Raw genomic sequence first — 23,781 nt, 5'->3', positions numbered from 1 at the left:
GGTTTCCGTGAGAAGAATGGACAGAAAACGTCTTTATCATCAACCCTGCCACTTCCTGCAAAGGAAGACCCGCCAGCCGGCATGACGACAGGCACCTTACCTAACGCAAGGGCATCAAGGCGGTAGCATCAAGCCAACGGGAATTTGTGGAAAGCCTGCCGGAGATCGCAATGTCCCGGGACTTGCGGGTTATCCGAACGCCGGAACACCATTGGCGTGGACACGCGACCAGGGGCTGGCTCAATGGAATGGAAAATCAGGGAAAGCACCGGCAGGCCGTGGGCTCGAAGCCCGGCCTGCCGGTCAGGTGCCGGCCTACGCGGACTTGGAGTTAAGGGCCGGTGAGAGGGTCAGTTGCTCGAACAGCCGGGCGACGGCCTCCGCGCCCGGATCGTTGTGACCGGAGAGGTTCGCCTCCGAGACATAGGATGCCCTGCCCGCGCGCGCCCGCGTGATCCGCGACGTGGCGTCCGCGCCCTGACGGGCTTCGGCAGCAGCCGCCTCGACACCGTTTTCCAGAGCGTTGAGCGCCGGCAGCAGAGCATCGATCATGGTGCGGTCACCCGGCTGGGCGCCGCCCACCTGCATGATCCGGTCAAGACCCGCTTTCAGCGCTCCAATGGCCCCACGGCCGCTGGAGGACGCATCGCCGGCAGCGGCAAAGAAGATCGCCAGCAGGACACCGGAAGACCCGCCCATCGTCTGGCTGAGTTCCAGACCGATAGCGCGATAAAGCTGGGTGAGATCCGCCAGCGGCAACCGGTCGAGCGCCTTCACCAGCGCCCGGGCGGCGGTGGCAAGCGTGCTGCCGGTATCGCCGTCGCCCGACTTGGCATCAAGCGCATTGAGATCGTCCTCGGCCGCGATCAGGATGTCGCAGCAGCGTTCGATGAACTTCCGCGTCTCCGGGTTCTTGGACGGCAGCGGCTGGATCGGCGTCAGACCGTCCGGCAGCGGCAGCACCGACACAGCGCCAAGCGCCAGACAACCGGGCCACGCCCAGGGTGCGACCGGCGCCTGCAGCAGGGCTTCTTCCGTCTTGCCGACCGGCAGCAGCGACACGGAGAACCCGTGCATGTCGAGCGAGGTCATCATGGCGGCCGGGCCGATGACCCAGCGGATCTGGCTGCCGATGCGCGAGGCCGTGAGCTCTTCCAGAAGCACCGACATTTCAAGAGGTGTCGTGCTGCCCAGATTGTTCACGATCGCCACATGAGGTCCGGGTGCGAGGTTCGGTGCAAGCCGGTCCACCACCATCGCCATGGCGGCACGGGCATTCGAATAGTCAACCTGCTCGATCCCCGCCTCGCCATGAATGCCAAGCCCGAGTTCCGCCTTGCCATGGGCAATCCGGTCTTCCTTGGGCGAGCCAGGCACCGTGCAGGTGTCCAGCGACATGCCGATCGAGATCGCACCGCCGATGGTTTTCTTCGCCGCCTCGGTAATGGTTTCCAGATCCGCGCCCTGATCGGCAAGCGCTCCGGCGATCTTGTGCACGAACAGCGTACCGGCGACACCGCGTGCCTGCGGCAGGTCTGGCAGGGCAACGTCGTCATCGACGATCACCATGTTGACCTTCAGTCCGAAGGAGCGAGCCCGCTCGGCCGCAAGACCGAAGTTCAGCCGGTCGCCGGTGTAGTTCTTGACGATCAGCAGGCAGCCGGCCTTGCCGGTGACGGCCAGAATGCCCGCCAGCACGGCATCCACGGAGGGCGAGGCAAACACCTCGCCGCAGACGGCCGCCGTCAGCATGCCCTGGCCGACGAAACCTGCATGGCTCGGCTCATGCCCAGAGCCGCCGCCGGAGACCAGCGCCACCTTGGATTTGTCCCAGTCGGTGCGCACCACCACCTTGATATGCGGATAGCCGTCGAGACGGGCGAGCCGCCCGCCGGCCGTGCGCAGCATGCCGTCAATCGCTTCGGTGACGAGCGTTTCCTTGGTATTGATGAATTGCTTCATGTCCCGTCTCCTCAGGAAATGCGAGCGCCGCTGGCGTCGAAGAAAAGCGGATTTCTTGGTTGAATGGCGAGAGTGTCGCCCGGTTCCAGGGCGGTGTGGCTGTCTGACAGCGTTACGACGGAATGTCCATCCAGAGATAGATGCAGCCGGGTCTGATCACCCAGATGTTCGACCCGGCGAACTTCCGAGACCTTGCCCTCGCCTTGCGCGATATGCTCCGGGCGCAGGCCGATGGTCTTGGCACCGCTCGGCGCACCGGCAAAAAGATCGGCCGGCAGCACGTTGATGCGTGGCTGGCCGAGACGCCCGGCGACATAGAGATTGACCGGGTTCTCGTAGATCTCGCGCGGCGACCCGAATTGCACCAGGCGGCCATGATCGAGAACTCCGACGTGCGTTGCCATGGTCATGGCCTCGATCTGGTCATGGGTCACGTAAAGCAACGTCGCCCCCAGGCTTTCCTGGATGCGCTTCAACTCGATGCGCAGGTCCGAACGCAGCTTCGCATCGAGCGAGGAAAGCGGTTCATCCATGAGATAGATGGACGGATCGCGTACCAGCGCCCGGCCGATGGACACCCGCTGCATTTCGCCGCCGGAAAGGTTGGTCGCCTTGTTGGCAAGCTTGTGCGAAATGCGCAAGACTTCGGCCACTTCGGCAACCTTGCGGTCGATCTCGTCCGCAGGCGTCTTGAGCAAGGGCGAGCGAAGCGGAAATGCCAGGTTCTCCCGCACGCTCATGTGCGGATAGAGCGAATATTGCTGGAACACCATGGCAACGTTGCGCTGCGCCGGTGTGTCGCCAACCACCGACCGCCCCGCGATGACGACGTCGCCCGCGTCCGGCTGTTCCAGTCCCGCGATCAGACGCAGAATGGTGGTCTTTCCGGCCCCCGTCGGCCCCAGCAGCGTCACGAAGGCGCCGTTGGGGATGTTCATGCTCACCTCATCGACAGCGAGCGTATCGCTGAACCGCTTGGTGAGGCCTGACAGCCTGACTTCAGCCATGAGCAAGCACTCCCTCGTTCAGTTCCGACCGCAGCGCCCGCCCCGACTGATTGTCGAACAGCGTCACCGTTGACCCGTTGAATTCGAGTCCGACAAATTCGCCGGCGCGAACAGGCTGGTCTGAGGGAATGCGGGCCTTCAGCTCACCGGAGGTGGTCTTCAACGTGACGATCTGCGTGGTGCCGAGATATTCGGCGGCCAGAACCTCGCCCCGGTAGGATCCGCTGTCGTTGAGCGTGATGTGCTCCGGACGGATGCCGAAGACCATGTCGCCTTCAAAGGGTTCCATCAGCCGCGGCACGTCCAGTTCCTCGTGATGCATCATCACCTTGGATGCGCCCGCATGGACCTCGCCGTGAAAGCGCAGGAAGTTCATCGGCGGCGAGCCGATGAAGTCGGCAACGAACATGGTTGCCGGCTTGTCGTAGATATCCTGCGGCGTGCCGAACTGCTCGATGACGCCATGGTTCATGACCACGATCTTGTCGCCCATCTGCATGGCCTCCAGCTGGTCGTGGGTGACATAGACAGTGGTGGCGCCCATGCGGTCATGCAGCGCCCGCAGCTCCTCGGCCATATGCTCGCGGAACTCCGCATCGAGCGCACCGAGCGGCTCGTCCATCATGAAGGCTTTCGGATCCCGGACGATGGCCCGGCCGAGCGCGACACGCTGGCGGTCGCCGCCGGAAAGCCCGCCCACCGGCCGGTCGAGGATCTTCTCGATCCCGAGAATGCGGGCAACTTCCGCCACCTTCTCGGCAACCTGATGTTTCGGCATGCCCTGGCTGACCAGCGGATAGGAGATGTTCTTGCGCACATTCATGTGCGGGTAGAGGGCGAACATCTGGAAGACAAAGGCAATATCGCGCTGGCTCGCCGGCCGTTGGCCGACCTCCTCGCCGTCGATATAGATCTCGCCTGACGTCGGCAGCTCCAGCCCGGCGATCATGCGCAAGGTGGTGGTCTTGCCGCAGCCGGACGGCCCCAGAAGCATGAAGAACTCACCGTCCTCGATCTTGAAGGAAGACGACTGCACGGCAGTGAAGTCGCCGAATTCCTTCCGAAGGTTTCTGATTACGATCTCTGCCAAGACAGTCACTCCGGAAAGTGGCTGACGATGATGAACATGACTGTTCCGGTCAGCGTGACGATGAAGGAATAGGTGTAGGCCCACAGGAAGACCGGCTGCATCAGCATGATCACACCAATGGCGATCAGAAGGGATGCGAGCATTTCCCAGGACCCGCGGCGCAGGCGGACGAGGCCGCTCATGAAATCGCTGATCATTTGCGGACCGCTCCGAAGGTGATGCCGCGCAGGAGATGTTTGCGAAGCAGGATGGTGAAGACCATGACCGGCACCAGGAACAGGGTTGCCCCTGCCGCGACCGCCGGCCAGTCCTGGCCGCCGACGCCGATGATGGTCGGAATGAAGGGGGGAGCCGTCTGTGCCGTGCCGGAAGTCAGCAGCACCGCGAAGGCATATTCGTTCCACGAGAAGATCAGGCAGAAGATGGCAGTGGAGGCGATGCCCGTTGCCGCCTGCGGCAACACCACCTTGTAGAATGCCTGGAAGCGGGTGTAGCCGTCGATCAGCGCCGCTTCCTCGTATTCTCGCGGGATCTCGTCGATGAAGCCCTTCAGCAGCCAGACCGCAAGCGAGATATTGACCGCCGTATAGAGCAGGATCATGCCCAGGTGCGTATCCGACAGCCCAAGGGTGCGGAACATCAGGAAGATCGGGATCGCGACCGCGATCGGCGGCATCATTCTTGTCGACAGGATGAAGAACAGCAGGTCGTCCTTCAGCGGCACCTTGAACCTTGAAAAGGCATAGGCGGCGAGCGTTCCGAGGAACACCGACAGGAAGGTGGAGCCAAATCCGATAATGACCGAATTCAGGAACCTTTCGCCGTAGCGGGAGGGGCCCGCGATCACCATGTCGCGGTTACGCACGATTTCCTCGTACCAGGTAGCGGGCGGCGGCAGGGCCTGAAGCTGTTCCGGCGATACGCGGGTGCGGGTGGTGAAGAGGTTGACGTAGCCTTCCAGAGACGGCTCGAAGAGCACCTTCGGAGGATAGGCGATGGCATCGACCGGAGACTTGAACCCTGTCGTCAGGATCCAGACCAGCGGCAGCAGGGTGATGACCGCGTAGGCGATGACCAGCAACCCGGCCACCCACTTCTGCCGCGAAGACGGTTCTGTGATGGAATAGCTGCTCATCTTTCCTTCACCTTGTTCAGGGCTTTGACGTAGATCGAGGCGAGGCCGAAGACAGTCACGAACAGGACGATCGCGTAGGCGGAGGCATAGCCGGTGCGCCACTTCTCGAAGGCTTCACGCTTCAGGTTGATGGAGGTGAGTTCGGTCACGGAGCCTGGGCCACCGCCGGTGAGCTGCACCACAAGATCGAACATCTTGAAGTTCTCGATGCCGCGGAACAGGACTGCCAGCATGAGGAAGGGCAGCACCATGGGCACAGTGATCGTCCAGAACTGGCGCCACTTGCTGGCCCGATCGATTTCCGCGGCCTCGTAGATATAGTCCGGTATCGATCGCAGGCCTGCCAGACAGATGAGCATCACGAAGGGGGTCCACATCCAGGTGTCGACAATCACGATGGCCCAGGGCGCGAGCGCCACGTCGCCGATCATCTGGAAGGATGCCGGATCGACCCCGGTGAAGAAGGACACACCGTAATTGAAGAGACCGATCTGCGGCTGGTAGAGAAAGGTCCAGAAATTGCCGACAACGGCCGGCGACAACATCATCGGCAGCACAATCAGGGTGGTCCACAGATCGTTGCCCTTGAATTTCCGGTTGATCAGCCAGGCCAGTGTGAAACCGATCAGCACCTGCAGGACGATGGTCCAGAACAGGAAATGCGCGGTCGCCTGCATGGTCAGCCAGATGTCGCCATCGGTTAGGATGCGCTCGTAATTGCGCAGGCCGATGTATTCGACATCGCGGTTGGGCCGATTGGCGCGGAAATTCGTGAAACTGAGATTGATCGTCCAGATCAGCGGGAAGATATTGACCGCAAGCAGCAGGAAAATTGTCGGAGCGACAAAAAGCCAGGCAATCGTACGGTCGGAAAGCCCTCGGATTTTCGCGGCAACGGTGGGCGGCGTTGCCTTTGCTACTCGGTCTATCGGGGTGTCGGACATGAGACGCTCTTCTTGAGAAACGGTTCCGGAAAGCACGGGCCGGTACGGCCGGTCTTTCAGGGTGAGACAGCCCGCCAGAAGGCGGGCCGTCCGCAGAGGCAGGATCAGGATATGGCCGCCAAAAGACCGGCCATCCGCTGAGACAAGGGCAGGTCAACCCCTGACAAGCGCATTGGTATCGTCAGGGTTCACCTGGAGCCGTCAGAGTTTGCCTTCGTCCTCGAAGGTTTCGGTCCAGTCGGCGATCAGCTTGTCGAGCGCTTCCTGTGCAGTGCCCTGGTCGGCAACCACATAGTCATGAAGGCGTTTTTGCATCGCCAGCAGCAGTTCGGCGTAAGCCGGCTCCTGCCAGAAATCCATCACGTTATCCATGGCCAGAAGGAAGTCGGACGCAAACGGCGCACTGTCCGGGAAGCTCGGGTCACTGAGAACGCTGACATGGCAGGAATAGCCGCCGAGATCCCACCACTTCTTCTGAACGCTCGGCTGCGCGAACCACTTGATGTACTCAAGCGCCGCATCCTGCTTGTCGGAATAGGCCACCACGGAGATGCCCTGCCCGCCGAGCGTCGAGGCTTCCCGGTTCTGGCCGGGATTGACGAAGAAGCCGATCTTGTCGCCGCCCACATCCGGGTCGGCATAGAGGCCTGGGAAGAAGGCGAACCAGTTCATGGCCATGGCCACCTGCCCCGACTTGAAGGCATCGAGGGACTGTTCCATGTAGCTGTCGGTGTAGCCCGGGGGCGTGCCGGTCTTGTAGAGTTCCTTGTAGAACTCCAGTCCCGCCACGGCTTCGGGCGAGTTGACCGCACCTTCCATGTCGTATTTGCCCGGCGTCATCTCGTATTTGAAGCCGAACGGATAAAGCGCGCTGGTCGCGCCCATGGTGATGCCTTCCGAGCCGCGCTCGGTGAAGATGGACGCGCCGTACCGGGTTTGACCGTCGATCTCGCGCCCCTGGAAGAATTGTGCGACTTCCAGAAGCTCAGCTTGCGTCTTGGGCGGAGCCAGGTCACGGCCGTGCTTCTCCTTGAACGCAGCCTGAATTTCCGGCATTTCGAACCAGTCCTTGCGATAGAACCAGCCGTTGGCATCGCCCATGGCCGGCAGCGCATAGTAGTTCGGCTCCCCCTTGGGCCAGGTGGAATAGGCATAGACGGTCGCCGGAGCGAAATCGTCCATGCTGATGCCTTCCTTCTCGAAGAAGTCGTTCAGCTTGACGTAATGGCCGTTTTCGGCGCCGCCGCCGATCCACTGGCTGTCGCCGATCAGCAGATCGCACAGCTTGCCGCCGGAGTTCAGCTCGTTCAGCATGCGGTCGGCGAAGTTCGGCCAGGGCACGAATTCGAAATTCATGGTGTGGCCGTATTCGGCTTCAAATTCCTTCGACAGCTCGACCAGCGCGTTGGCCGGATCCCAGGCCGCCCAGCACAGCGTCAGCTCATCGGCCTGCGCATTGGAAACAGATAGTCCGCTAACCGCAACAATGGCGGTTGCCGCGAGAAGTTTCGCAGTTTTCATGGGTGAAGTCCTCCCGAATGGTCGCGTGCCGGCGCATGCCGGACCGCAGCACTCCTCCAAGTGCAGGCTCACGCTATCTGACATACGTATGTCACGTCAATCAAAAAACTGACATACGTCTTTCTTTTCGAGGTCAATCAGACCTGATTCATGCCGGCAACACAGGGCATGATATTGATATTGCTTATTTTTAGGGGACAGAACTCTTGGCTGGAGCGGCCAGCCTCAATAGAGGTTTTCGCGCATGATGATCTCGATCCGGATCTTTTCCTGCGCCTCATAGATGTCCGTGCCGTCGCATTTGGCCCGCAAGACCCGCAGGGCACTGCGCACGAGATGCCCGACATTCTGGGCGATGACAGCATCAAGTTCGCCATCGGCAAGAGCCTGCCGCGTTACGGGCGTCAGATCGTGAGCGATCACCACAAACCGTCCGGCAACGCCATGCTCACGCAATGCATCCAGCATGGCCGCATTTCCCGACCCCATGGAATAAACCGCCTTCAGCTCCGGATGTGCCTTGAGCGCATGGTCAAGGGTTTCATGGATCCGGTCCGGATCGTCGTAGAATTCGATCGTCGGCAGGGTTTTCAGTTGCGGAAAGTCCCGCGACAGCACTTCGTCCAGACCGAAGCGGCGCTCGATACTGTCACGCGCCACCATGGAATTGGTCACCACCAGGATGCTGCCGGTCTCGTTGCGCAAAAACTTACCCAACAGCGCCCCTGCGGTCTTGCCGGCAGAGAAATTGTCGACACCTGCAAAATAGTGGCATTTCGAGTTCGGCAGGTCCGACACCAGCGCGACGACGTAAACACCTGCACTCTTGATATGCGCGATGGCATCGCGCACCTGCGGTGTTTCCGGAACCATCATGGCAACGCCGTCCAGTTCGGACAGGTCCAGGGTCTTCAGCTTGTCGACAACCGCGTGCGGATCAGCGGCGTCGACCAGCAACACGCTGACGTCGGTCCGGTCCGCCACCTGCGCACCGGACGCTTCTTCGACCGCGGCCACCAGCGTTTCGACGAAATGATTGGGCCCTTCGGGAAGAACGAACACGAATTTGTACTGGCGCTGCCTGGCGAGATTGGCCGCATTGGTATCGCGCACATAGCCGAGCTTGCGAACAGCTTCCTTCACCCGCTCCGCGTTCTTCGGGCGCACATCCGCACGCCCGTTCAAGACCCGGTCGACGGTCGACAGGCTGACCCCGGCCTCCCGGGCGATATCGTGTACGGTTGGCTTGACCATTACGTCTCCCGGACCATCCCGCGTTCTCGTGAACGCAGACAAGATGATCCACCACTTCAACGCCGATCAGCGTCCGGGCGCCCTCGCGGGATCGACCGGATACCCGCGGACCGACAGGGAGACAATGTCGCGCAGCATTCTGACATACGTCAATCAAAAATCCGCTTTACGGCGATTGACGGAAGAAATTTCCCCAAGGATATCAGGCAATTGCAAATCGCGGGCAAGCGTTGCAGAAGCAATATGGCGCCATTGGCCACGCTTTCCTGGAGCTAATCCGATTCATGGCAACAGGGCAAGCCAGGGCGGTCGTTTCAACCGGCACCGGCTCAAGGAACAGCAATCAAACAGCGGACAGACCGGGGTCAGTAGCACCTGCACTGAAGGCACATGTAGTCTCTGCAAGCTGCGCCTCGCCATTTGCATCCGCAAAGGCCCGAACCATATGCGCAAGCCCTTCCTCTATGCTTGTCTTCGTTTGCCAGCCAAGCAATTGCCGGGCTCTTTCCCCCGATCCGACGAAGCCGTTGACGTCGAAGCTGCGCGGCCCGACATGGTGGATTTCGGCGGCCGTTCCGGCAAGCCGTACGCTGGCTTCGGCAAGTTCGGTCAGGCTGGTGCCGACCCCGGAGACGAATTGCACAGGCGGCGACGCCTTCCGTTCCGCCTCGATGAAAGTGACCATCTTCAGAATACCGTCAACGACATCATCCAGATAATTGAAGTCGAAGACATGATTGCGGCCCTCGACCTGCAATCTGCGCCCTTCGGCGGCGGCTCTTGCGAAGGCGGGAACAACACGGTCCGCATGATCGGAAATCCGGCCATAGACGTTCGAGAACCGCAGGATAGCGGCCTTGACACCGGCCTCCTGGGCTGCCTCCACCAGCTTCTCGCCTGCCAGTTTTGACCGTCCATAGACATTCATCGGGCAGCGTGCAGTGTCTTCATCTGCCGGAAATCGGGTGACCGGCCCATAAGCTTCCCGGCTGCTGCCGAAGAGAACCCAGGGGCGGCTCCCGCTACTTGCAGCAGCTGCAAGAACGTTGCGGGTTCCCCCGACATTCACCTCCCGGCACAGCACGGGATTATGCTCGCCCCAAAGCACCCGGGACACTGCTGCCAGGTGAATAACGCCGCTGCAGCCCCGCACCGCGTCTTCAACCGCAGCGCCGTTGCGGCTGTCCTGCCCAGCATCGGCAATATCAAACGTACGGACAGGACGGCCCAGCGCCGTCAGCGTGTCCACAAGGGCGGACCCGATAAGGCCGGCACTTCCGGTGATCAGTATGGGAAGGGACATGATGTGGTGTGTTCCGGGGTAGCTGCGAAAGCCCGGCCGCCTACCCGCTCGGCCGTTAAATCGCGCCTAGCACACGCCGTGCCAAAGACGCCCGGCAGCATCACAAAGCTGCTGCGGATCAAAATCTCTCGGCCAATTCCGCCAGACAGCTTCTCAATCAAGCAGCGTTTGCTCGGAGCCCCCTCAGCCAATGCCGGCCCATGGCATGGCCGCGCCAGGGCATTTCCTGCCGAGCGCACCACCAGCACCGGGCGAATTTTGCCTGGGGACAGCGGAAGATTTTGTCCGACGCGACCAACAGCCGGCATCCATTCAACAGGAGAAATCAGCGTTTTTCGCAAAAACAGGCACTGGCACGGAAGTTGCTGAGCAGCCTTCGGCCCGCTATGGGGCTTTCTGGAACCTCCTTAAGTGACGACAATCAACGCCACGCCCAGCGCGGCAACCTTCTACGTCTCACCTGCAAGCACGTCGGTGTCTCCGGCCACGGAGGAGCCATCTTCCGATACAACTTCCGGACAAACGACGACGGGATCTGGAACCAGCACCCTCACCTCGTCCCAGACGCTCGCCAGTTACGATGCGATCACCTACCAGGAAGTCAGTTCGGACGACGCGGACCATATCCGCGCGCTGACCACCACCCAGATCCGGCAACTGACGGCGGAGGACCTTGCCGGTTTTTCCGCGAGCGAGTTGCAGGCACTGACGGCACCCCAGATCGCCGCCCTTTCCGCCACCCAGATCCAGGATCTTTCCGGAACACAGATCGAGGCGTTTTCGCCCGGTCAGGTCAAGAGCTTTGCGACATCCGTCCTTGCCGGGTTCTCCGACAGCCAGTTTTCGCATTTCGGCTCTGACGATATTTCCGCACTGACCAGCCTGCAGGTGAAGGCGCTTTCACCCGCGAGAGTGGCGGGCCTGAGCCTGGAACAGTTTTCCGGCATGGCCAGCACCCAGCTTGGCATGCTGAGCGTGTCGCAATTCCGCAATCTGACCGTGGATCAGGTTGCGGCAATGACGGCGGAACAATCCGGCCAGCTGACGACCACCCACATGGGCAGCCTGACGATGCCGCAGGTGAAGGCGATCAGCGTCGACACGCTGCTGTCGCTCGCCAGCACCCAGTTCCGCGCCCTCAGCAGCCAGAGCATCGCCGCACTGACGACGACCCAGTTTGGCGCCCTGACCGCCACCCATATCGGCACTCTGTCGACCACCCAGGTGAAAGGGCTGACGCTGCCGGAAATATCCGCACTGACGTCCTCCCAGCTAGCCGGGCTCACGGCCCAGCAGGTCTCCGTGCTGTCGACCAGGCAGGTCCAGTCCTTCTCCGAGGACCAGATCCAGACCTTCAGCCCCGGGCAGATCAGGTTTTTTTCCGGAACCTCCATCGGCGCCATGACGACCACGCAGATCGGTGCGCTGACGGCTCCCCAGATCGCAAATTTCAGCAAGGCCCAAATCCAGGGCCTTACCCAGACCCAGACGCGTTACCTGAACGAGACCCAGCTCGGCGCGCTGAACTTCTCACAGATCGGTCAATTGACCCGGACGGCGGTGGCTGCCCTCGGGGCTCAGCAGGTCGCCTCCCTGACTGCGGACCAATTCGCGTCTTTCTCGGCAACGCAGATCACCTCGCTCAACAACGAGGTCATTTCCGGCCTCAGCGAGACACGCATCGCCAGTCTGACCACGACACAATTCCAGGGACTGACCGCCGGCGACCTGTCGCTGTTTTCCGAAGACCAGTTCAAGGCGCTGACAGAGACCCAACTGACCTCGATCACCGCGACCCAGGGCAAGGCGCTGAAAGAAACCCAGATCGCGCTTCTTACCGGCACACGCCTGAGCGCCCTGTCCAGTTTCGTGATCGCAGGGTTCAACGAGACCCAGTTCGACGCCCTGTCGACCGACCAGATCGGCGCCTTGAGCGTCAACCAGGTGCGCGGCATCGGCACCACAATGATCGCCGCACTGGATGAAACCCAGATCGGCGCACTCGGCTCGCTGCAGGTCCGCTCGCTGACCGCTCCCCAGATGCGGGCCTTTTCCGCCGGACAGCTCCGAACTTTCAGCACCGAGCAGATCGGCTCGATGGGCTATGCACAGGCGCTAGCCCTGAATGGCACGACAATCCGCCAGCTCAGCAGCGACCAGATCGCCGCCTTCAACAGCACAGCCATCAAGGGCTTTTCCACCACCACGATTGCCGCGCTCGGACCGGAGCAGATGGAAGCGCTGTCGAGCAGCTTCCTGTCGAACCTGTCGACCAGCCAGTTGCGGAGCCTGACCGAAACCGCCTTCGCAAGCCTGAGTGCCGAGCAGTTTGCGGCGCTCGGCAACACGCAACTTGCCGATCTTGCCCCGGCGCAGATCCGCGGTTTGAGTGAAAGCCATATCGCGGCCCTGACGCCAGACAGGCTGGAAAGCCTGACTGCCACTGCCCTGTCGGGCCTGACCGGCTCCCAGATCGGGTTTTTCTCGACGAGCCAGCTCAGCCAGCTTGCCCCGACCCAGATTGCCGGTCTCTCGGGCCAGGCAATCGCCGCCCTTGGAACGGACCAGCTTGCAGCGCTGTCAATAACGCAAGTGGCGGCTCTTACCGGCGCACAGGTGAAAAGCCTGACCGCATCGGCGGTTTCATCGCTGTCGTCCGATCAGTTCCAGGCGTTGTCCACGACCCAGATTGCAGCCCTTGCCGGCAACACTGCCGGCCTGACGGATGCTCAGGTTTCCGCCCTGCAGGGCGAGCGCCTGAACGCCCTTTCGGCAGCCGGCATTTCTTCCCTCGGCTCCGGCCAGATCGCTGCTCTGACACCGGACCAGATTGCGGCGCTGAGCAACACACAGGTTTCAGCTCTTTCCAGCACCGCCGTCGGCCAGTTGAGTACGGCGCAATTCGATGCCTTCACGACAACGCAGATCACATCCCTTGTCGCCAATCAGGCCAAGGGCCTGACCCGGGACCAGATTGCCTCCCTGTCGACAACACAGGTGGCAAGCCTTGCACCTGCCGCACTAGGCGCCCTCGACATCACCCAGACCGAAGTGCTCTCTTCGACCCAGGCGGCCGCGCTATCTGCCAAACAGATCGGCTCGCTGTTGGCCTCCGGGCTTGCCGGGCTGAACAGCGACGTTATTGCGGGGCTTGAGAAAACCCAGATTGCCGGACTGACAGCCACACAGACCGCATCTCTCGGCGCAACCCAGATCGCCGCATTGTCCGCGGACCAACTGGCCCAGTTCAGCTCCGTGCAATTGCGTGCCCTGACCCAGACGCAGATGGCGGCGGTGACGGCGACCAAACTCGGCTCTCTGTCGAACGCGCAGTTTGGAGAACTGACGGCAGCCGCAATCGGCGGTTTGCGTGAAGAGACCATCGCCGCCCTGACGACGACACAACTCGGCTCCCTGACAACAACACAGATGAAAGGCCTGACCGACGATCAGGTTGATGCGCTGTCGCCCGAGCAGATCCTGGCGCTGAGCGACAAGCAGATCGGCGCTTTGTCTGCAACGGGTCTCGCAGGTCTTTCCGCCTCCGACGTGTCGGGCCTGACAACAGCCCAGTTGCACGGCCTGACAGGGGTTCAGTTGAAGGCCTTGAACGCAACCCAGTTCGAAGCCCTGGTGCCAGGTCAGATCGCGGCGCTGACAGCAACCCAGATCGCCAGTTTCAACGCGGCGCAGGTGACCCGCCTGACAACGGCACAGGTGGAAGCGCTGACCACCACCCAAACCGCAGCCCTTTCGGCCACCGGGATCAAGGGCTTGACCCGAACCGCAATTGCAACCTTGAGCGATGCCCAGCTGGCCGCCTTGACCGGTACGGCGATGGCGGGCCTGGCCACCACGCAGATCCAGTCTTTCAGCACCGGCCAGATATCCGCCCTGTCGGTAACACAGGTGAAAAGCCTCAGCGCCGGAACGATTGGTGCGCTCAAGGCCACTCAGGCAGCCGCCCTTACCAACGAACAGCTTGCGGCCCTGAACACCACACAAATTGCGGGCCTGGGTGATGAAGCCCTTGAAGCCTTTTCGAGTGAGCAGATGGCGGCGCTGTCACGGTCACAGATCAGCAGTCTGAGCACCGCGGCGCTGACCGGACTAACCACCACACAGACCGCCTCCCTCTCCACATCACAGATCAGCGCGCTCACGAGAACACAGATTGGATCGCTGTCGGCTGATCAGATCGGATCTTTCACGACCAGCCAGATCGCCGGGCTGACGACCACCCAGGTCAGCGCCATATCCGGAGACGCTGCTGCAGGCCTGAGCCCGGCGACCTCCGCCTCCCTGTCGACAACACAACTGAACGCGCTTTCAGCCGCAGCCTGGAAAGGCCTTGCTCCGGCAGCAGTTTCCGCACTCTCGACCAGCCAGATATCCAGCCTCGCTGCAATCACCATCGGCCTTCTGAACGGCGATCAGGTCGGAGCGCTATCGACCACGCAGATCGAGAGCCTGTCTAAAACGCAGATACAGCGGCTTTCCGCCGAAGGTCTCGGCGCCATGAGTGCCGGGCAACTGGGTGCTCTTACCGACAAGCAGATCTCCGGCCTGTCTTCGAAAGCCCTTGCCGGTCTGACCCCGATCCAGGCAGACCAGCTTGGCCCGGACAAACTGCTGTCGCTGACCTCCGAGCAGATATCAGGGCTCTCCACGAGTGTCATTTCAAGCCTGGCGCCGGGCACGATCGCCAGCCTCAGCACACATCAGGTAAAGGCCCTCACGACAAGGCAGACAGGTGCCTTGACAACTGAGCAGTCCGCCGCCGTCACCGGCAATCAGATCGCTGCAATGTCGACAGCCGGTATCGGCGGACTTTCGTCCACGGTCCTCTCGAGCCTTTCGCAGGAACAGATCTCCCGGTTCGATCCGGATCAGGTAGCCGCGCTTGCTCCCGGCGCCCTGGCAGGAAGCGGCACTGCCGTGCTTTCCAGATTGTCCGGGGAGCAGTTTTCCGCATTGACCGCCGGTCAACTTGCAGCTCTCAAACCAGCGCAGATCGCATCCCTTGAAAGCGCAACGATAGCCGGACTGGCAACGACACAGATTGCGGGGTTGTCGGCAGCGCAAGTCGGCGCTCTCACCCAGGATCAGATCGGAGCGCTTGGCACACGTCAGGTTGCGGCGCTGACACCTTCCGGTTTGTCCGGTCTGGGGGCCGATCAATTCTCCTGGCTGTCAGCCAGCCAGCTCGCCATGTTCAGCGGAAAGCATGTTGCCGGGCTTTCGACAACAACGATTGCCGCACTCGATGCAACGAGCCTTGCAGCTTTCTCCGGCGGACAATGGGCGAGCATGACCGCCACACAGGCCGCAGCCTTGACGGCAACGCAGATCGGCACGCTGACGCCACTGCGGGTCTCGCAATTATCGCTGATCGAGATGGGTGGCCTTTCCAGCTCGGCAGCCGGCGCCCTGTCCGCACCTCAACTGGCCGCGCTGACAACAGGACAGGTTTCGGCCCTGTCCCAAAATGCTGTTTCCGGTCTGAGTGCGGCACAAATCAGTACACTGTCGGAAGACCAACTCACAGCTCTGACGACCAGCCAGATCGAGGGATTGTCCGGAGCAGCGCTTGCCGGGCTTTCGCCAACGACGCTTGCCACCTTCACAGATCCTCAATTCGGCGCACTGTCGGCCACTGCGATCAGCGGACTGAACACCGGCCAGATCGCCTCCCTTTCCAGCACACGCATCGGCCTTTTGACGCCCGCCGCAGCCGGAGGCCTGACCGGGGCGCAGATCGCCTCCCTGACCACCGACCAGTTGGCCGCGCTCAAGCCCGCGCAGATTACGGCTCTTTCGGCCAGCGGCATCAAGGGACTGACGGCAGCGCAGCTCTCCCAGTTCAACTCAGGTCAGCTTGGCGCCCTCGGTTCGACCGGACTGGAGGCCCTGACCGCCACCGCCATTGCCGGCCTGACGCTGTCGCAACTGAGCTCGCTCTCTACCTCGCAGATGGAATATCTGTCGGCGTCGGCGATCTCCGGTCTGAGCGCGGACCAGGTCGGCGGTCTGGCGACAACACAACTTCTCGCTCTTGCCAGAGAGGCGGTCTCCGGCATGACGGCAACCCAGATTGGCGCCTTGTCTGCAGACCAGTTCACCGCCTTCACCTCGACCATGATCGGCGCCCTTTTGCCGTCGACGATTGCGGGACTTTCGGAAAATCAGATCGAAGCGCTTACCCTGACCCAGATCAGCGGCCTGAGCGCTGCGCAGGTCGGATCCATTTCCACCAGCGCGCTGGCGGGGCTGTCACCTGATGAAATCGCCGAAATGAGCGCGTCACAACTTGCCGGTCTCGTGCGTGTGCAGTTGCGCGCCCTGTCAAATGCGCAATTCACAGCTTTGACCCCATCCCAGATCGCCTCCCTCAGCGCAAACCAGGTTTCCAACCTGACCAGCAGTGAAATCTCGATCCTGTCGTCCACCCAGTTCGGAGCACTGACCTCGCGCCAGGTCGGGGCGCTGACGGTCACGCAGCTGGGTGCCCTGGCGCCGGAGCGCATCGGAGCCATGTCTTACGCCCAGCTGTCCGGCCTCACCGGAACCCAGATCCGTTCGCTCAGCGCGCAGGCGATCGCTGCCCTCGGCCCGCAGTCGATCGAAGCGCTCGACGCTGACCAGATCGGACACTTCACAGAGACACAGATCGCGACCATGACACCTGAGCAAATCGCCGCCATGGCTGTAGCGGTCTCCTGATCTTTGCGCCATCATTCCGACTCACCAGACACACCCAGGACCGCCACGAATGGCAAATGAAACCAGCCTGTCGATCGTTGAACTCATCGGCGCGGCCGAGGCCCTGAAAGGCAACGGCTCCTTTGGTGCCGCGGAAGTTCTCTATGGCACCTGGGTGGCACAGAACCCGGATGACCCACTGCTGTATGCAGTACTTTTCAACCAGTCTGTGCTGTTTTCCGAAACCGGCAAGCTGGCGGCTGCGCGCGAGACCCTGGAGCGCGCGTTGAACCTCAATCCGAGCTTTCATGCGGCCCATATCAACCTCGGCCGTGTTCTGGAACAGCAGGGGGATATCGGCGCGGCCGTTGGCCAGTGGAACACAGTGCTGGAACAGACCCTTGCGGTGACGCCGGCTTCGCTCTCCGTCCGACTGACGGCCCTCAACCAGATCGCCCGCACGCTGGAAGCCGCCAACCAGGACGTTCTAGCCGAAAGCATGCTGCGCCAGAGCCTTGAACTCGACCCGCACCAACGGGAAGTCGCGCAGCATTTCATTGCGCTTCGGCAGCGCCAGTGCGAGTGGCCGGTGGTGCAGCCGCTGGAACGGGTAACGCCTTCACAGCAGGTGCGGGCCATGTCGCCCCTGTCGGCGGCGGCCTTCAGCGACGACCCCCTGTTTCAGCTTGGCCTTTGCGCCGACTACAGCCGCCAGGACGTCGGAACACCCTCCGCCCCCATGAAGGCCTGGCCAAAGGCCATGGAGCACGACGGCCCGCTGCGGATCGGTTACCTGTCGTCCGATCTTCGCGAACATGCCGTCGGCCACCTGATGGCGGAAGTGTTCGGGCTGCATGAGCGGTCCAAGGTCGAGGTCTTCGCCTATGATTGCGGCCCGGCGGCGGATGATCCGCTCACCCGGAATTTCCGGGAAACCACCGACAACTGGCGCACCATTTCCGGCATCGACGACGAAGCTGCCGCGCGGTTGATCGCCGAAGACGGCATCCAGATCCTGATCGACGTAAACGGCTATACCCGGGAAGGCCGCACGCGGCTGGTCGCACTGCGTCCGGCTCCGGTCATCGTCAACTGGCTCGGCTTTCCGGGCACGACAGCCAGTCCGTTCCATCACTATATCGTCGCCGACGACATCATCATTCCGCAGGACCACGAGATCTATTATTCCGAAGAGGTTCTGCGCCTGCCCTGCTACCAGCCGAACAATCGCAAGCGCGTCGTGTCCGAACGCATCTGGCAACGCTCCGATTTCGGGCTGCCGGAAGACGGCACGGTGTTCTGCTGCTTCAACGGCAGCCACAAGATCACGCGGTTCTGCCTGGACCGCTGGTTCGCCATCCTGAAGAAGGTACCGGGAAGCGTTCTCTGGCTGCTGACCGGCGGAACGGAAACCGACCAGCGTCTCAAGGCTTGTGCCGAAGCGGCAGGCATTGCTCCGGACAGGCTGGTTTTTGCCGGGAAGATGGCCAACCCCGACCATCTGGCACGTTATCCGCTTGCCGACCTCTTCCTCGACACCACCCCCTATGGCGCCCATACCACCGCCTCTGATGCCCTCTGGATGGGCGTGCCGGTCCTCACGATTGCCGGAAAATGTTTCGCCGCACGGGTCTGTGCGAGCCTGGTCACCGCCGCCGGTCTTCAGGAGCTCGTCTGTCCGACGCCGGAAGATTACGTGAAGCGCGCAGCAGACCTCGGCAAGGACCGCCAAGCGCTGCGGGATCTTCGTCAACGCCTGACCGAGAGCCGGGACGACTGCCTCCTCTTCGACACGCCGCTTCTGGTTTCGAAACTGGAAGATCTTTATGCTGAAATGTGGCAGGCATGCCGCAGCAATACGCTACCAAAACCCGATCTCAGCGATCTGGACGCCTTGCTCGAAGTTGCCACCGGCATCGACCACGAAACGACAGACATGCTGGCCGTGGACGATTATCCCGCTGCCTGGCGCGATCTTCTCATCGCACGGCACGAGGCAAGGCCATTGTTCAGCCGCCGGTTTCTGGACTTTACCGGGGCCTGACCGACATCAGCCTCGGGAACGGGTGGGGTGTTCAGGCTTGGACGAGCACGCCAAGGCGTTCCACGGTGAAGTTCACCTGTTCATCCGTCAGGCCCGGATGTATGGGCAGACACAGGATCCTGCTTGCCAGCATGGACGCAGTTTCGAGGCGACCAGACCGGCGGCAATGCTGCAGAACCGGCTGGTCGTGCAGCGGAGCGGGATAATGAACTGCCGTTTCTATGCCTGCCTCGCGTAAACCTCTGGAAAGCGCTTCGCGATCCTCCAGAACGACGGCATATTGCGAACGGGCACTGCCTGCCATGTCCGGACTGCGGACATAATCCAAACGACCAGTCTCCCGGAGTGGTTCGAGGAGCCTGTCGTATAGCTCACCGATATTGCGGCGGCGATCCAACGCCTTGCTGAACCGGTCGAGCCGCGCCAGCAGGGCAGCGGCGGCGATCGAACTCATCCTGCCGTTCATCCCCAGCCGCAGGTGATGGTACTTGCCGCCTTGTCCATGGTCACGGATCTCGCGAAGCGCGCTGGCGAGCGCCTCATCATTGGTGAAGACCGCTCCGCCGTCCCCAGCCCCACCGAGCACCTTCGTCGGAAAAAAACTGGTGCATCCGAGCCCCGCCAGATTGCCGCTCCGCCTGTCTTCCAGCCCCGCCCCCAGGCTCTGGGCAGCGTCTTCGATCACTGGAACTCCGTGCCTTGCGGCAATCGAATTGATGGCTTCGAAGTTGGCAGGCAGTCCAAAAAGCGAGACCGCGACGATGGCCTTGGTGCGACTGGAAATCGCTGTTTCCAGTTCATCCGGATCAAGCAGGCCGGACGGGTGCAGGACGTCTACCAATACCGGCTCCGCACCGAGCACAAGAGCGCTTTCCGCCGGCGCGATAAAGGTAAAGCCCGGAACAATGACTTCATCACCCGGCCCAATGCCGAGAGCCATCATGGCCATTTGCAGGGCCGTCGTTCCCGACGCACAAGCGACTGCAAACCTTGCCCCAGTTATCCCGACAAGTTTCTGTTCCAGCTCGGCGACTTCCGGACCGCCGACAAAACGCCCATGTGAGAACACCCTGTCGATACCTTCCAGAGCCTTGGCCCGGACAGGTTGCCATTCGGAAACCACATCGGCGAAGGGAACAATCACCTTCACGCCGCACCTCCCGGTGGCCTTGTGGTCTCGAGTGTGTATCGTCTGATTGCGTCCGACAGTCGAAGTACAGCGAGCGCCTCTTCAGCTGTCGCCAGTTCAGCCGCGTCACCTGCTCTGCTCATGACAAAAACTTCGGCCTGCCGCGTCAGCGGATCCGGCCGCCCGTCTGGCGACAACGCAAGAAGGTCGAAACAGCGCGTTTCATCTCCGTCCAGCCAGACGTCAAGGCTGCGCTTCCGTTTGCTGGCTCCATGGACCGCAGCCAGCTCATAGGATCTGTCGCCAAAACCGAGACGGCAGCAGACATAATCCAGGCAGCCTGCCGTCCTGCGGCTCTCCAGCACCGTTATCTCGCAGTCACTTGTTCCCTCGAGTTTCACGATCCAGTCCAGATCATGCACCATCAGGTCGGCGATCACGTCCGGGCCGCCGGCAACGCTTTGCATCCGGGACAGCCGTTGCACACGCACCTTGCCTGAGCGCTTGCGCAAGGCGGCCATCGTGCTTTCGATGGCCGGGTTGAAACGTTCGACCTGCGCGACCGATAGCCTGGCGCCGCCGGTGCGGGCCGCGGCAATCATCGTTTCTATCTCTCCCGGGCACAGCGACAAAGGTTTTTCGACAAGGCAATCGATGCCGCGTGCGAGCAACGGAACGGCAGCCTCGGCATGCCTTTCGACAGGAACCGCAATAACGGCAGCTGCAAAGTCGTTGGCGAGACCATCGATCGATCGCGCGAACGGGATCCCGTTTGCAGCAATCTCTTTGCCCTCGTCTTCATCGACGATACCGACAATAGAAACGCCGGGCATTTTGGACAGGCATTCCATATGAAGCTGGCCCATCTTGCCAAGGCCAACCAGCAGCACGCGCAATGGTTCCTCGGAGACAATTTCGGCAAGATGCAGGGTCACGATTTCGGCTTCCTGAAGGACGCTATCTGCTGGCGGCACCGCTTGAGAACCTGCTTCTCAAACCCCTGCCAGGCCATCCGGACAGCCAATCCTGGAAATCTGTGTCTTTCCAGTTCCCTCTTCCGACCCTGCAATTCCCTCCTCAGGCCCTGCACTTCTCTTTCCAGTTCAGCGATCCTCGCCTTGTGTCGCGCATCATTGTTGGCAGCGACTGCCGTATCCCGCTCCAACTGAGCTTTCGCCGCCCTGAGGTCTGCATCGGCGAGGTTTTTGCAATGTTCCACCTGTTCCTTTGCCTTCACCCGCGGTGCAAGCTGACTGACATAGCGCGATGCGGAGGTCAGTCTCTCGCCATCGTGCAGCGTCCCGGCAACATCACTCCAGCGTTCGATGGTCCTGTGGTAGATTTCCAGCCATCGATCCACGGCTGCTTCCAGGCCGGCGTTCGCCCTGATCCACTGTGTCACCGCGCGCGCATCCGATGCGTCGTAACGCTCCAGTTCACGCTCGATCTTGTCCTGATGCAAAAGCTGGTTCTGCAAGGTTCGGATGCCGAAATTCAATCCGCGCATGCTTTGCAGATTGGAGGAACTGACAAGCCCGCCAAGTTGACCGTAATCCATGACGACAACGGCACATCCGGATGCCATTGCCTCGATTGCAGCGCGCGCCTTTGCAAAGACAACGTCATAGTCCGCCAGGATGGTCTCCGGATGTGCGGCGGAGCGGCCGGAGTTCTGTCCAACGATATCGACGCGCTCGATGCCCATGCGGGTGCAGGCGTCACGTATCGCCTTCGGGACCTGAGCCGCAGAATTGCTGAAGACAAGTGCGGACTTCGGCTTGTCCGGAAGGTCCCGCACCTTTCTGAAGCGGTCGAGATCGACAAAATTATGCAGAACCGAGATCTGGTCAGCCGGTACGCCCGCACTGGTCAGAAGACGTTCCCGGCACAGGTCATCAACCGCGACATAGTGCAGGATGTTCGGGAAGACCGGTGGCCATTCCTGCCAGGGAATCCAGCCGTGACAGGTATAGGTGACCGGCACTTGCGGAAAACGAAGCGCGGCCGTCATCGTTTCCAGATGATGCTGCCCGTGGATCACATCGGGCACCGCGGACAGGTCCCGCAGGTCGTCAACGACAGGAATGGTCGCCGCTCGGAGACGGTCGGCAACCGGGCCAAGGCTCTGGCTGTAAGCCACCGGGAAGTGCCCGCGCCGCATGAGGGACAGCGCCAGATCCCTGAGATAAAGCTCCGACCCGGCTGGTTGATCCAGCGTGTTGTTGGTCATCAGGATCCGGAGCGGACGACGGTCAGCCTGCATGAGGCGTCATCCCAAGCGCTTCGCGAACCTGCGAGGCAGAGGCAAACCGCTTACCAAGGAGCGTACAGAGCTCGCTTACCCGGCTAACCAGTTTCTCGTTCGTAGCCGGTTGCGTTCTGTCCGCGTCAAGCCACAGAAAATCCTCCAGACCGGTTCGCACACCGTTTCCGAACAAGAGCCCCAGCGTGTTGGCGGCAAGCTGGCTTTCGCCGATCCCGCCTGCACACCAGACGGATTCTGGAGGCAGATCCTGCGTGATCGCCGCCAGATGCAGGGGCGTTACCTGTGCACTGCTGAGATTTCCGAGCAGCACGTTGAAATAGAAGGGAGGCTTCAATATCCCGCGGTCTGCAAGATACCTGGCGTAATTCACCATGCCCGCATCAAAGACCTCCAGCTCGGGACGAATGCCGCGGTCTTCCATGGTCTTTGCAAGGCGGGCAACCATATCCGGTGCATTGATACTTTCGGTGCGGGCAAAATTCAGCGAGGACAGCGTGAGGCTGGCCATGTCAGGCCTGAGGTCCCCTGTCAGCTGCAAGGGGTCTGAACGTCGTTCGAACTCCGGGAAGTTCCGACCGCTGAGGGACACGCAGATGATCACATCCGGGTGCGTTTCCCGGATACCTGCAATGATCCGCGCGTATATGTCTTTCCGGAATGTTGGCCGGCCATCCTCGTCTCTTGCATGAATGTGCAGGATCGTCGCGCCAAGGTCCGCACACAGGCGGCAGTCGGCGATGATCTCGTCCGGCGACAGCGGCACGGCCGACGACATGGCACGGGTCGGCACCATACCCGTGGGTGCAAGGTTCAGGATCAGGTCCTTCATGGGGATTTCTGAGCTTGCCTGTCCTGTCCGTCGGATCTGACACGAGCCGGGTTACCAACCACGAGGGCACCCGGAGGAACGTCTCTGGTCACAACACTGCCGGCACCGACAACTGCATTTGCGCCGACACGAACACCTGGAAGAATGCGGCTGCCACCACCGATCTTCGCTCCGCGCTCGATATAGGGATAGACCATTGGCCCACCTTTCAGCTTGTCGTTGAGCGTTACGACTTGCGGGCCGATGAAGACGTCATCTTCAACAGTAACCCCACGTGTAATATGGCAGCCGGTCTGAATGGAAACATTATCGCCAATGACACATTCGCAAATATTGCAATGCGACCCGATAGTAGTTCCAGAACCAATGCTTGCATTCTTGTGAATTATCGTCATGGAACCGACACGTGTACCGGGTCCTATTGTGACGTTTTCCTGCACCTCCGTGAGTGAGGCATTGTAAAAAAGCACGTCGGGAAAACGTTCTTCTGGCGTTTCGGATTGGCTCATGTGATTTGACGGGGCTGTTGTTGTTGTTTTTGAAGATCAGGTCTGCGGAACAATGGCATAGCCGTTGACGGCGTGAAAGGTCAAAA

General features: G+C 61.2%; 16 protein-coding genes. 2 read left to right on the top strand and 14 right to left on the bottom strand.

Translation table 11 applies throughout. From position 1 onward, the window contains the following. Positions 1 to 315 precede the first annotated feature (315 nt). The 9 genes from B0E33_RS17805 to B0E33_RS17765 form a co-directional block, all read right to left on the bottom strand. A complete protein-coding gene (locus tag B0E33_RS17805; protein ID WP_062487387.1) occupies positions 316 to 1,962 on the bottom strand; it encodes a dihydroxyacetone kinase subunit DhaK in 1,647 nt (548 codons plus the stop codon). Positions 1,963 to 1,973: 11 nt separating this feature from the next. Beyond that, positions 1,974 to 2,969 (bottom strand): ABC transporter ATP-binding protein, encoded by a 996-nt coding sequence (locus B0E33_RS17800; RefSeq protein ID WP_077291931.1) that lies wholly within the window; start codon positions 2,967 to 2,969, stop codon positions 1,974 to 1,976. Further along, the gene (locus tag B0E33_RS17795; RefSeq protein WP_077293427.1) at positions 2,962 to 4,059 is read right to left on the bottom strand and encodes an ABC transporter ATP-binding protein; all 1,098 of its coding nucleotides are present in this window, start codon (positions 4,057 to 4,059) and stop codon (positions 2,962 to 2,964) included. Before B0E33_RS17795 ends, B0E33_RS17800 begins: the two co-directional genes overlap by 8 nt. Before the next feature lie 5 nt (positions 4,060 to 4,064). Then, the gene (locus tag B0E33_RS17790; RefSeq protein WP_023003183.1) at positions 4,065 to 4,256 is read right to left on the bottom strand and encodes a hypothetical protein; all 192 of its coding nucleotides are present in this window, start codon (positions 4,254 to 4,256) and stop codon (positions 4,065 to 4,067) included. Beyond that, positions 4,253 to 5,194, bottom strand: a complete 942-nt coding sequence (locus B0E33_RS17785) for a carbohydrate ABC transporter permease (RefSeq protein WP_077291930.1) — start codon at positions 5,192 to 5,194, stop codon at positions 4,253 to 4,255. The genes B0E33_RS17790 and B0E33_RS17785 overlap by 4 nt, the downstream gene beginning before the upstream one ends. Continuing rightward, positions 5,191 to 6,138, bottom strand: coding sequence for a carbohydrate ABC transporter permease (locus B0E33_RS17780; protein ID WP_031270370.1), 948 nt, complete (start codon positions 6,136 to 6,138; stop codon positions 5,191 to 5,193). The genes B0E33_RS17785 and B0E33_RS17780 overlap by 4 nt, the downstream gene beginning before the upstream one ends. Before the next feature lie 201 nt (positions 6,139 to 6,339). Next, positions 6,340 to 7,659, bottom strand: coding sequence for an ABC transporter substrate-binding protein (locus B0E33_RS17775; RefSeq protein WP_062487385.1), 1,320 nt, complete (start codon positions 7,657 to 7,659; stop codon positions 6,340 to 6,342). Positions 7,660 to 7,884: 225 nt separating this feature from the next. After that, positions 7,885 to 8,913, bottom strand: a complete 1,029-nt coding sequence (locus B0E33_RS17770) for a LacI family DNA-binding transcriptional regulator (RefSeq protein ID WP_023003179.1) — start codon at positions 8,911 to 8,913, stop codon at positions 7,885 to 7,887. 343 nt (positions 8,914 to 9,256) lie between these two features. Further along, complete coding sequence (locus B0E33_RS17765; RefSeq protein ID WP_077291929.1) at positions 9,257 to 10,216, bottom strand: NAD-dependent epimerase/dehydratase family protein; 960 nt, start codon at positions 10,214 to 10,216, stop codon at positions 9,257 to 9,259. A 411-nt stretch (positions 10,217 to 10,627) separates the two neighbouring features. Here B0E33_RS17765 and B0E33_RS17760 point away from each other — a divergent pair, with 411 nt between their 5' ends. Then, entirely contained in the window at positions 10,628 to 16,939 is a 6,312-nt protein-coding gene (locus B0E33_RS17760; protein WP_077291928.1) for a beta strand repeat-containing protein, read from the top strand. A gap of 49 nt (positions 16,940 to 16,988) precedes the next feature. Beyond that, positions 16,989 to 18,962, top strand: coding sequence for an O-linked N-acetylglucosamine transferase, SPINDLY family protein (locus B0E33_RS17755; RefSeq protein ID WP_077291927.1), 1,974 nt, complete (start codon positions 16,989 to 16,991; stop codon positions 18,960 to 18,962). 31 nt (positions 18,963 to 18,993) lie between these two features. Here B0E33_RS17755 and B0E33_RS17750 read toward each other — a convergent pair whose 3' ends face one another. From B0E33_RS17750 to B0E33_RS17730, 5 genes are read right to left on the bottom strand one after another with little or no spacing between them, the layout of a single operon-like run. Then, positions 18,994 to 20,112 carry a DegT/DnrJ/EryC1/StrS family aminotransferase gene (locus tag B0E33_RS17750; RefSeq protein ID WP_206051373.1) on the bottom strand — a complete coding sequence of 373 codons (1,119 nt, stop codon included), beginning with the start codon at positions 20,110 to 20,112 and terminating at the stop codon, positions 18,994 to 18,996. After that, positions 20,109 to 21,026: a Gfo/Idh/MocA family protein gene (locus B0E33_RS17745; RefSeq protein WP_156912426.1), complete on the bottom strand. Its 918-nt coding sequence runs from the start codon at positions 21,024 to 21,026 to the stop codon at positions 20,109 to 20,111. Before B0E33_RS17745 ends, B0E33_RS17750 begins: the two co-directional genes overlap by 4 nt. Continuing rightward, on the bottom strand, positions 21,023 to 22,354 hold the full coding sequence (locus B0E33_RS17740; protein WP_077291924.1) for a glycosyltransferase: 1,332 nt from the start codon (positions 22,352 to 22,354) through the stop codon (positions 21,023 to 21,025). The genes B0E33_RS17745 and B0E33_RS17740 overlap by 4 nt, the downstream gene beginning before the upstream one ends. Next, entirely contained in the window at positions 22,344 to 23,186 is an 843-nt protein-coding gene (locus B0E33_RS17735; protein ID WP_077291923.1) for a beta-keto acid cleavage family enzyme, read from the bottom strand. The genes B0E33_RS17740 and B0E33_RS17735 overlap by 11 nt, the downstream gene beginning before the upstream one ends. After that, entirely contained in the window at positions 23,183 to 23,695 is a 513-nt protein-coding gene (locus B0E33_RS17730; protein ID WP_023003170.1) for an acyltransferase, read from the bottom strand. The genes B0E33_RS17735 and B0E33_RS17730 overlap by 4 nt, the downstream gene beginning before the upstream one ends. Between the last annotated feature and the right edge of the window lie 86 nt (positions 23,696 to 23,781).

Origin of the sequence: Roseibium algicola (assembly GCF_001999245.1) — a bacterium.
Lineage (GTDB): Bacteria > Pseudomonadota > Alphaproteobacteria > Rhizobiales > Stappiaceae > Roseibium > Roseibium algicola.
This window is presented reverse-complemented; position numbering and strand designations above follow the sequence as displayed.